This is a genomic window from Sphingorhabdus sp. (assembly GCF_044354325.1).
In the GTDB taxonomy this organism is placed as follows: Bacteria; Pseudomonadota; Alphaproteobacteria; order Sphingomonadales; family Sphingomonadaceae; genus Sphingorhabdus_B.
Map to the genome: position 1 here is coordinate 1 of NZ_JBILAF010000080.1, position 10023 is coordinate 10023.

The 10023-nt window shown below is 56.3% G+C and carries 9 protein-coding genes; 5 read left to right on the forward strand and 4 right to left on the reverse strand.

What is annotated here, in order from left to right:
* A partial coding sequence (locus tag ACIQ0G_RS08025) for a superoxide dismutase family protein (protein WP_397577455.1) occupies positions 1-255 on the forward strand: 255 nt, incomplete at its 5' end.
* Between the two features lie 2 nt (positions 256-257).
* Here ACIQ0G_RS08025 and ACIQ0G_RS08030 read toward each other — a convergent pair.
* The gene (locus tag ACIQ0G_RS08030; RefSeq protein WP_397577456.1) at positions 258-968 is read right to left on the reverse strand and encodes a murein L,D-transpeptidase catalytic domain family protein; all 711 of its coding nucleotides are present in this window, start codon (positions 966-968) and stop codon (positions 258-260) included.
* A 119-nt stretch (positions 969-1087) separates the two neighbouring features.
* On the opposite strand from ACIQ0G_RS08030, the gene ACIQ0G_RS08035 reads away from it, so the two are divergent.
* The 3 genes from ACIQ0G_RS08035 (at position 1088) to ACIQ0G_RS08045 (ending at position 4240) form a co-directional block, all read left to right on the forward strand.
* A complete protein-coding gene (locus ACIQ0G_RS08035; RefSeq protein ID WP_397577457.1) occupies positions 1088-1858 on the forward strand; it encodes a L,D-transpeptidase family protein in 771 nt (256 codons plus the stop codon).
* Between the two features lie 98 nt (positions 1859-1956).
* Complete coding sequence (locus ACIQ0G_RS08040) at positions 1957-2409, forward strand: MerR family DNA-binding transcriptional regulator (protein ID WP_397577458.1); 453 nt, start codon at positions 1957-1959, stop codon at positions 2407-2409.
* A gap of 31 nt (positions 2410-2440) precedes the next feature.
* Positions 2441-4240 carry an acyl-CoA dehydrogenase C-terminal domain-containing protein gene (locus ACIQ0G_RS08045; RefSeq protein WP_397577459.1) on the forward strand — a complete coding sequence of 600 codons (1800 nt, stop codon included), beginning with the start codon at positions 2441-2443 and terminating at the stop codon, positions 4238-4240.
* A 63-nt stretch (positions 4241-4303) separates the two neighbouring features.
* Here ACIQ0G_RS08045 and cysK read toward each other — a convergent pair whose 3' ends face one another.
* From cysK to ACIQ0G_RS08060, 3 genes are all read right to left on the reverse strand, one after another.
* Complete coding sequence (cysK, locus tag ACIQ0G_RS08050; protein ID WP_397577460.1) at positions 4304-5224, reverse strand: cysteine synthase A; 921 nt, start codon at positions 5222-5224, stop codon at positions 4304-4306.
* Entirely contained in the window at positions 5221-6549 is a 1329-nt protein-coding gene (locus tag ACIQ0G_RS08055) for an MFS transporter (RefSeq protein WP_397577461.1), read from the reverse strand. Before ACIQ0G_RS08055 ends, cysK begins: the two co-directional genes overlap by 4 nt.
* 173 nt (positions 6550-6722) lie before the next feature.
* Positions 6723-9011: an ATP-dependent helicase gene (locus tag ACIQ0G_RS08060; RefSeq protein WP_397577462.1), complete on the reverse strand. Its 2289-nt coding sequence runs from the start codon at positions 9009-9011 to the stop codon at positions 6723-6725.
* 103 nt (positions 9012-9114) lie between these two features.
* Here ACIQ0G_RS08060 and ACIQ0G_RS08065 point away from each other — a divergent pair.
* Positions 9115-10023: MFS transporter (locus ACIQ0G_RS08065; protein ID WP_397577463.1), on the forward strand; the 909-nt coding region annotated here is incomplete at its 3' end.

The window sequence follows — 10023 nt, forward strand, 5'->3', positions numbered from 1 at the left end:
AAACAACATGGCCTGGATAATCCAATGGGCGCGCATCATGGCGATTTGCCAAATGTAACGGCCGGCGCTGACGGCAAGATAACATTGGAATATAAATTACCCGATTTTGTGATTTCGGGACCCACCGGTCTGCTGGATGCCGACGGCGGTGCGTTGGTTATCCACGAAAAAGCAGATGACTATAAAACAGACCCCAGCGGGAACAGCGGCAAGCGGATCATTTGCGGTGTTTTTAAAACCGCCAACGGCAGCTGAAGCTAAACTTTATCCGAATATAAAAGGCAGCCGGGGGCAACGCGTTCCAAAATGACGTTGATGTCATTTTTGGCGAAGGCAAAACAACCCTGGCTGCGGCCAATCTTGCCCTGATCTTGGATCAGAGACTGGTTCACATACCATGCCGGATGAATAACAATCGCGCGGGCTTCGGCTTGGTCATTCTGCGGATCCAAGCCAATGAGCCGGCGAGACTCCCCATATTGGCCGATATAGGTATCGCTGACGAGGTAACTGCCAGCCGATGTCGCTTCGGACCCATGAACGTTTGAGAAGTTCTGGACCCATCCGCTATGGCTAGGGTCGGACCCTTTTCCATGGGCCACCAGATAATGCGCGGATGAACCGTTCCGCAAATCCACGACGTAAAAACGAGGGTCGCGCGACGGTTTCGAAAAATCGGCAATAGCGATGAGGTCGTGATTGCGAATGCGGCTTTTATGCATGTCCAGCGCGGCTTTGGCGCGGCTGAGCAGTAAAGGTGGAACAGACCCGGCGCTGTTATTACCGGTTCCCGGGGCAAAAACGATATCAGTTGCTGTAGAGGGCGCAGCGAGCAAGCTGGCACCGGCAATGGCGGATTGGATAAAATGTCTGCGACCAATGATCATGACAATGAGATAGGGACGAACGTTTGCAAGCGACAGTGGCCCGCAGGCGTTTCGACGCAAAACTAGGACAGTTAGCCTCATTGCCCCCAAGGTTGTTTTTGCGGATTGCAGCTAAATTCACATCGAATTCATCTGAGTTGTTTGCTAAGATGCCTGAAATGCAGTGTGTTGCTGTATCTTGAGGGTTTAAAGCCAATTCCATGAAATCGAACGCGGGCATCCGGATATCGCACCTCATGTGTGCGCTTGTGCTGTTCGCGAGCGCGCCCGGTGCTGTTGTTGCGCAGAACAGTGCTCAAGCTGTGCCGACGAACATACAGGCTAGCCCGGCTGTCGTGCCTGAAAGCGCGGTGCCGCCGCCGGTTGTTGCTCCACCTGAAATCAAACCACCCGCCGTTGCGCCGACACCAAAACCCGTCCCAAAAAAGGGCCCAGTGGATACGCTTAAGCCCGGCCAATATGTATGGATCCCGCAAGACCGCTATGAGGGGCCGGTGAAAATTGTCATCGTGCTGGATACCCAGCGGGTCTATGTATTCCAGAATGACAAGCTGATTGGTTTCAGCACGATCTCGTCAGGTAAAAAGGGCAAAGAAACACCCATTGGTGCGTTCAATATTTTGCAAAAAAATATCGATCACAAATCCAACCTCTACAGCAATGCCCCAATGCCTTATATGCAGCGGCTCACATGGGACGGGATTGCCATACACGGCGGCTATGTACCCGGATATCCGGCATCGCATGGCTGCATTCGCTTGCCACTAGCATTTGCGAAATCATTGTTCGCGGTCACGAAACTGGATCAGGAAGTGGTGGTATTGAAGGATACATCGACGCCGGTAAAGCGGACTCCGCCCAAGCCAGAACCAATGGTTGACCCTGCGCCTGCACCCCTGACGGGCGATCCGTCGGCCGACGCGTCCGTCACCCCGCCCTCTTCGCCACCAAAACCCGACACGCGCACTTAAACGCAGGCTATGTTACGTCGCGGCAGAGGTCACTTCGCCAATTGACGTTTACGCTAACGTAAAGTAGTGACGCTAGTGTACACAAGAGGGAAGGCGCCATGGAATCAATTACGCGCGAGGAAAGGCGGGCCGATGCGACCATCGATACGCCAGACGCATTTAACCGCGATTCATTCACAATCTCGGATCTTTCGAGCGAGTTTGATGTAACCGCGCGGGCCTTGCGCTTTTACGAAGACCAAGGCTTGATTTCCCCTGAACGCCTTGGGCTTGCCCGCATTTATTCCAAGCGCGACCGCGCGCGGCTAGCGTGGATATTGCGTGCAAAGCGCGTTGGTTTCAGCCTTGCTGAAATCCGGGAAATGATTGACCTTTACGATCTGAACGACGGTCGCAATATTCAGCGCCGCGTGACCATTGAAAAATGCCGCGACAGGATCAATCTGTTAAAGGCGCAGCGTGACGATATCGAAAGCGCTATTCACGAGCTTACCGAATTTGTTTCAACCGTCGAAAAGGCAGAGGCCGCAGACAAATCTGCCACCGCCTAATTTGATATTTCCAGCCAATTAAGGATCGAAAATGCCAAGCTACACCGCCCCCGTTCGCGATATGCAGTTCATTCTCAACGAAGTATTGGCTGTTGAGCGCTTCGCCAATCTGCCCGGCTTTGAAAATGCCAGCGCGGATATGGTCGACGCGATCCTGACCGAAGGCGCCAAATTTGTAGAGGGCGTTCTGTTCCCGTTGAACCAAGTCGGCGACTTGCGAGGCTGCACGCGCCATGAAGACGGCAGCGTCACCACCCCTGATGGCTTTAAGGAAGCCTATAAGCTGTACTGCGAAGGCGGCTGGGGCACATTATCAGCGCCCGTGGAGTTTGGTGGCCAAGGCATGCCACACATCGTCTCCATGGCGTTTGAAGAGCTTATGGCAAGTTCAAACATGGCGTTCGCGATGTATCCGGGGCTTACCCAAGGTGCGGTATCGGCAATATTGGTAAAGGGCAGCGACGAACAGAAAGCCAAATATGCGCCGAATATGATTTCGGGCAAATGGGGCGGGACGATGAACCTGACCGAGCCGCATTGCGGAACCGATCTTGGCCTCATCCGCACCAAAGCTGTGCCCAATGATGATGGCAGCTATGCGGTTTCCGGAACGAAAATCTTCATTTCGTCTGGCGACCATGACCTGACCGAGAATATCATTCACCTCGTCTTGGCCAAAACACCCGGTGCACCGGACAGCGTCAAAGGCATTTCGCTGTTCATCGTGCCCAAGTTCTTGGTCAATGATGACGGGTCGCTTGGCGCGCGGAACACGCTGTCCTGTGGTTCTATCGAACATAAGATGGGCATTCACGGCAATGCGACCTGTGTCATGAATTATGACGGCGCGACAGGTTATCTTGTCGGCGAAGAAAATAAGGGCCTCGCGGCCATGTTCATCATGATGAACATCGCGCGTCTGGGCGTTGGCCAGCAAGGCCTTGGCATTGCCGAAGTCGCTTACCAAAATGCCGTGCATTATGCCCAAGATCGCCGTCAGGGCCGCGCGCTGACCGGTCCGCAGGATCTGGAGCAGAAAGCCGACACCCTGTTCGTGCACCCCGATGTGCGCCGCATGCTGATGGATGCCAAGGCGTTTACAGAAGGTATGCGTGCCTTGTGCCTATGGGGCGCGTTGCAAGCCGATTTGCTGCACCATGCGCAAACTGAGGAAGAACGGCAGATGGCGGACGACCTTTTGTCGCTGCTAACGCCAGTCATCAAGGGGTATGGCACTGACAAGGGCTATGAAGTCGCCACCAATGCGCAGCAAGTCTATGGTGGCCATGGCTACATCGCCGAATGGGGCATGGAACAATATGTGCGCGACGCCCGTATCGCGATGATTTACGAAGGCACCAACGGCGTACAGGCGATGGACCTTGTTGGCCGCAAGCTCGCGCAAAATGGCGGCCGGGCAATTCAGGCGCTCTTCAAGATTGTCGACGAGGAATGTGCTGCCGCAAAGGGCGGGGCACTCGCGGATTTCGCAACCCGTCTTGAAAAAGCCAGTGGCGATTTGAAGGCATCGACCATGTGGTTCATGCAAAACGGCATGGCCAATCCGAACAACATCGGCGCGGGCGCGCATCATTACATGCACATCATGGGCATCGTGGCGCTTGGCCTACAATGGCTGCGCATGGCGGAATCGGCGCAACGCGCGCTTGATGCAGGCACTGGCAATGCGGCGTTCTACGAAACCAAATTGGTAACCGCGCGCTATTTTGCGGAGCGGTATTTACCCGATTGCGGCGCACTTCGGCGCAAGATTGAAGCGGGCAGTGAAGCGCTAATGGCCTTGTCGCCGGAGATGTTCGCCGCAGCGTAACCGCTCAGCCGTTTCATGCTCAGATACAAAAATGCCGGGATATCATGTCCCGGCATTTTTTGTTTAGTCGACGGGCAAAAAGTCGGGGACCGATAAATAGCGTTCGCCGGTGTCATAGCTGAAACCAAGAACACGCGACCCCGCTGGCAATTCGGGCAGCTTCTGCGCGATGGCGGCAAGTGTCGCGCCGGATGAAATACCGACAAGCATGCCTTCTTCGCGTGCGGCGCGTCGTGCGGTTTCCTTGGCAACTTCAGGGTCGACCTGAATGACGCCATCCAACAATGCGGTGTGCAGGTTCGCGGGAATAAACCCTGCGCCAATTCCCTGAATGGCATGCGGTCCGGGCTGGCCACCGCTGATCACTGGCGACAAAGTGGGTTCCACCGCAAAGACCTTCAAATTGGGCCAGGCCTTTTTCAGAACTTCTGCGCATCCCGTGATGTGGCCACCTGTTCCAACGCCGGTAATCAGGGCATCAATCGGTGTATCGGCGAAATCCGCCAATATTTCCTGCGATGTTGTGCGCACATGGACGTCGATATTAGCCGGGTTTTCGAACTGCTGCGGCATCCACGAACCCTGGGTCTGCGACACCAGTTCCAAAGCACGTTCAATCGCGCCCTTCATGCCCTTTTCGCGTGGGGTCAGGTCAAAGCTGGCACCATAAGCGAGCATGAGCCGGCGGCGCTCCAGCGACATGGACTCTGGCATGACGAGGATAAGCTTATACCCCTTGACCGCTGCGACCATGGCAAGGCCAACGCCGGTATTTCCGGACGTTGGTTCAATGATCGTGCCGCCGGGTTTCAGGCTGCCGTCCTTCTCGGCTGCCTCGATCATGGCAAGACCAATGCGGTCCTTGATCGATCCGCCGGGGTTCGACCGTTCGGATTTGATCCAGACTTCGGCATTGGGGAACATGCGCCCCATCCGGATGTGCGGGGTGTTGCCGATGGTTTCGAGGATCGATTGGGCTTTCATGGATTGCTTCCTCTATATTGTGGTTCAAATGTGCGGGCGTTTTTAAGCTCGGGGAATAGCCGCGCCCACATTCCAGTGATTAATATGGCACCAACGCCGCCGAATACAACCGCGCCAACAGGTCCAAGGGCCGCCGCCGCCACACCGGACTGTAGCTCGCCCAATTCATTCGAGGCGGAAATGGCAAGGCCCGATACCGAGCTTACGCGTCCGCGCATTTCATCTGGGGTGTTCAGCTGAACCAATGATGATCGGACGTAGACGGACAGCATGTCTGACGCGCCAAGGATGATGAGGGAGATTAACGCGATCGCCATGCCAGCGCCCATGTTCAGGAAACCGATACGCGCGTCGCCAAAAACATGACTGCCAATTTCGTGGCTTAAGCCAAATCCAATCGTTGCGACGCCAAAGACCACCACTGCCCAAAGCATTTTGGCGCCGACATTGTGGCGTAATGGCCTGATCGCGAGCATAAGCGCAACGACGGACGCCCCAACCGCTGGCGCGGCACGCAACTGGCCAAGACCGTCCGGACCGACCATCAGGATATCGCGCGCATACACGGGCAGCATCGCGGTGGCGCCTGCAAGCAGGACGGCAAATAGGTCAAGCGTAATGGCACCCAGCAGAAATCGTTCGGACCATGTGTACCGCAGGCCATCGATCATTTGCCTTATGGGGTGGATCTTTCTTTCCATGCGGGGCGGATGGACTGGCTTCACAAAGCTCAAGCTGATTGTGGCGGCAAACATCAAACCTGCCGAAACCCAATAAGGCAGCGACGCACTTTCGGCGAACATCAGCCCGCCTGCAGCTGGACCAAAAACGGACCCGACTTGCCACGCGATTGAACTCAGTGCGATGGCACGGGGTAAAGATGCCGGTGGAACAATGTTGGGCGCGATCGCCGACATCGATGGCCCAACAAATACGCGGGCGACGCCATGCAACGCAGCAAACATGAAAAGCAGGGGCAGGGTAAGCCCATCGATATAAGTGAACCAACCAAGCGCCAACGCGACGATCATGTCGATGCTGTTGGCAAGCCGCGCGACTGTCCGGCGTTCCCACCGGTCGGCGGCCCATCCGGCAACGGGGGTCAACAACGCAAGCGGCACGAATTGCACAAGGCCAAGTAGCCCAAGCTGCAGCGATGCTTCGCGAATGGACATGCCATAGTCACTGCGCGCGATGTCATAGGCTTGGTAACCGATGACGACGACCATCCCCATTGTTGCCAGCACCGCCATAAAGCGTGCGAGCCAATAATAGCGGAAGTCCGGGATGCTGAGTGGGTGGATGTTGGGGGGCGTGTCAGACATGATGCGTTCGCCTATCGGCTGATATTGCCCAAGGCAATGCGGACAGCACGCGCATCGCGGAACACGCGTCGCGGCGGCCAAGCGCCGATCTTGCGTCCGATATGATGTGTGCAGCCCCCGCAGTCATGGCTTTCCATAACCGCAAAGCGATAGGCATTACCAGAGCAGATACGTCAGCTGATCGTTACAAAACTGTCCATCACCCGTTTGCGGCCAGCCTGTTCGAATTCGATCTCAAGCTTATTGCCTTCGATCTCCGCGATTTCGCCATAACCGAATTTTTCGTGAAAGACGCGCAGGCCGATGCTGAGGTCACTGCGACCTTTATTGCCAAGGCTGACCGCGCTGCGTGTGTTTTCAGGTATGCGCTGTGGGCGCGGGTTAAATCCGCCGGATGTAGCTGCCCTTTGCCAGCCGGGACCACGCGCATTGCGGCGGCCTTGGTTGGCTGCGGCCAGATGGGCAAACGGGTCCGTTTGTTCGCTCCAGTTGGCACGCCAAAGTGATGCGCCCCCTGTCATCGTCTGCTCGGCCTCGATATGGTCAAGCGGCAGTTCCTCAATGAAACGGCTGGGAATGCTGCTGGTCCATTGGCCATAAATGCGCCGGTTTGCGGCATGGATGATGGTGCACCGACGTTTCGCGCGGGTTATCGCGACATAGGCCAGCCGGCGTTCTTCCTCCAACGAAGCAAGGCCGCCTTCATCAAGCGCACGTTGCGACGGGAATATCCCTTCCTCCCATCCGACGAGGAAGACATTGTCATATTCAAGGCCCTTGGCGGCGTGAATGGTCATGATCGTGACGCTTGCGCCTGTATCGCCGCGGTCATTGTCCATAACCAGGCTGACATGCTCCAGAAATTCGCCCAGCGTTTCATATTCTTCCATCGCGCGCGCAAGTTCGCTTAGGTTTTCGAGGCGGGCCGATGCTTCGGTGCTGCGTTCTGCCTGCAACACCGCCGTATAGCCGCATTCATCCATGATCAGCCGCGTCAGGTTCGCTGGCGACATATGCGCAGCTTCATCGCGCCAGCGGGCGATATCGACCACCAGATCGGCGAGCGACTTGCGTGCCTTGCCGGTCAACTCATCGGTTCCAACCAATCGCGCGGCGGCGACCGAAAGCGGGGCGCGCTCTGCGCGGGCAACGATGTGGATTTTTTCGACCGCTTTGTCGCCGATGCCGCGTTTTGGGACGTTGACTATACGTTCGAAGGCCAAATCGTCGGCTGGCTGGTTTACGATACGCAAATAGGCAATGGCATCGCGAATTTCGGCGCGTTCGTAAAAGCGAAAACCGCCGACTATCCGATAGTTAACGCCGATTTGTATGAAGCGGTCTTCGAATTCACGGGTCTGATGCTGCGCGCGCACGAGTATCGCGACGCTGTCGAGGCTCTCGCCTTTATACTGCAACGCTTCAATTTCTTCGCCGACGCGGCGGGCTTCTTCCGGACCGTCCCACACACCGATGATGCGGACCTTTTCCCCATCGTCGAGTTCCGTCCACAATGTCTTACCCAGCCGCGTGCTGTTGGCGTCAATGAGGCCAGAGGCTGCGGCCAAAATATGCGGCGTACTGCGGTAATTCTGTTCAAGCTTAATCGTCTTTGCGCCCGGGAAATCCTGTTCGAAACGCAGGATGTTGGCAACCTCTGCACCGCGCCATGAATAAATGCTTTGGTCATCGTCACCGACGCAGCAGATATTTTTACGCTTCTGAGCGAGCAAGCGCAGCCAAAGATATTGGACGGCGTTCGTATCCTGATATTCGTCGACGAGAATATATTTAAACTGGGCCTGATATTTTTCGAGGATATCGCGGTTGTTCTTTAACAGGTTCAGCCCGTGCAACAGCAAATCGCCAAAGTCGCACGCGTTCAGGGCCAGCAGGCGCGCCTGATAGAGCGCGTACATTCGTTGGCCCTTACCATTGGCGAAAGCCTCATTATCACCAGCGTCGAGATCGGAGGGTGACTTGCCCGCGTTTTTCCATTTGTCCAACAAAGCCGCGAGCCCGCGCGCCGGAAATCGTTTCTCGTCCAAATCTTCCGACTGGATCAACTGCTTGAGCAATCGGATCTGATCATCGGTGTCGATAATCGTGAAATTGCTCTGTAGCCCGATTATTTCGGCATGGCGGCGAAGCAGCTTTGCGCCAATGCTGTGGAACGTACCCAGCCACGGCATGCCTTCCACCGCGGAGCCGACCATTGCGCCAATGCGCTCACGCATTTCACGCGCAGCTTTGTTGGTGAAGGTCACGGCGAGAATTTCGGACGGCCATGCAAGGCGCGTGGACAAAATCTGCGCCATACGTGCCGTTAATGCAGCCGTTTTGCCCGTGCCCGCTCCGGCCAGCAGAAGCACGGGGCCTTCAGTGGTTAAAACGGCTTCGCGCTGCGGCGCGTTCAAACCGTCCAACCAAGGCGGCGTCGGGGCGGGGGAGGGATGATTCACGTGCGAACGATTAGGGAACAGATCATCGAAGGGCAATGCACTTTTCCGCTTTCCTTTCGCCGCTGTCGGTGCCAGCAGAAATGTAAGTCAAAGGGGGAGCACAATGACAACCACCAACGCAGGTGAAGCCGCAACCGCGCCTGCACCGTCGCATCGTCGGATTCTGGGCGCGGCCATGGCCGGAACGGCCGTCGAATTCTATGATTTTTATATTTTCGCAACGGCCGCTTCGCTGGTCTTTGGCCCGCTATTTTTTCCGCAATCGAGCCCCGAGGCTCAGTTGCTGCAAAGCTGGCTGACCTTTGCGTTGGCCTTTATCGCCCGGCCAGTTGGCGCGCTGGTATTTGGTCATTATGGCGACCGTATCGGGCGTAAGGCAACGCTTGTTTGGTCGTTGATGATCATGGGCGTATCGACTTTTCTGATTGCGCTGCTGCCGACTTACGCAGTTGCCGGTTGGATCGCGCCGGCGCTTTTATGCCTTTTGCGTTTCGGTCAGGGCTTTGGACTTGGCGGCGAATGGGGCGGAGCCGCGTTGCTTGCGGTTGAAAATGCACCCAAGGGCAAGGTCGCGCGCTATGGAATGTTCCCGCAACTCGGCGCGCCCGTGGGTTTCATCCTTTCGAACGGCCTTTTCCTGATACTTGGCCTCATACTTAGTGATTCCGATTTCCGTGAATGGGGCTGGCGCATTCCATTTTTGTTGAGCGCGCTTCTGGTCGGCATTGGTTTGTGGGTCCGCCTTCGTTTGACCGAAACGCCAGCATTTGCCGCGGCACTGGAAGAGGCTCCGCCGCCGCGCGTTCCCATGGCAGAGGTTGTGCGCACCCACCCACGCCAGCTGTTCGGCGGCACATTTGCGGCGATTGCCTGCTTTGCGATCTTTTATCTCTCGACCGCTTTCGCGCTCGGCTATGGCACAACCAAATTGGGCATCGCGCGCGAGGCCTTTCTGGGCATTCAGCTGATCTCGATCCTGTTCATGGCCGCTGGTATCATTGTTTCGGGTTAC